The 704-nt window shown below is 68.8% G+C and carries 1 protein-coding gene; it reads left to right on the top strand.

Annotated features, from left to right (window positions below; translation table 11 throughout):
* Window positions 1–704 (top strand): phosphopyruvate hydratase (eno, locus tag ACFPMG_RS26765; protein ID WP_417281720.1); only part of this gene is annotated, 704 nt, incomplete at both ends.

Consider the following 704-nt stretch of genomic DNA (forward strand, 5'->3'; position numbering starts at 1 on the left):
GCCATGATCGAGCTGGACGGCACCCCCAACAAGGGCCGGCTGGGCGCCAACGCCATCCTCGGCGTCTCGCTCGCCGTCGCCAAGGCCGCGGCGGAAGAGGCGGCCCTGCCGCTGTTCCGCTACGTCGGCGGCGCCTTCGCCAACCTCCTGCCGGTGCCGATGATGAACATCATCAACGGCGGCGCCCACGCCGACAACCCGATCGACATCCAGGAGTTCATGGTCATGCCGGTCGGCGCGGAGAGCGCCGCCGAGGCGATCCGCATGGGCTCGGAGATCTTCCAGGCGCTCAAGAAGAAGCTCAAGGACGCCGGCCACAACACCAACGTCGGCGACGAGGGCGGCTTCGCTCCCAACCTCGCCTCGACCGAGGACGCGCTGGGCTTCGTGATGAAGGCCATCGAGGCCGCCGGCTACAAGCCGGGCGACGACGTCATGCTGGCCATCGACGCCGCCTCGACCGAGTTCTTCAAGAACGGCAAGTACGAGCTGGCCGGCGAGGGCAAGTCGCTGGCGCCGGAGCAGATGGTGGCCTACTGGGCCGATCTGGTCGGCCGCTACCCGATCATCTCGATCGAGGACGGCATGGCCGAGGACGACTGGGAGGGCTGGAAGGCGCTGACCGACGCCATCGGCGGCAAGGTGCAGCTGGTCGGCGACGACCTGTTCGTGACCAACCCGGCGCGTCTGGCCGACGGCATCCG

Origin of the sequence: Azospirillum himalayense, from assembly GCF_042657465.1 — a bacterium.
GTDB lineage: Bacteria > Pseudomonadota > Alphaproteobacteria > Azospirillales > Azospirillaceae > Azospirillum > Azospirillum himalayense.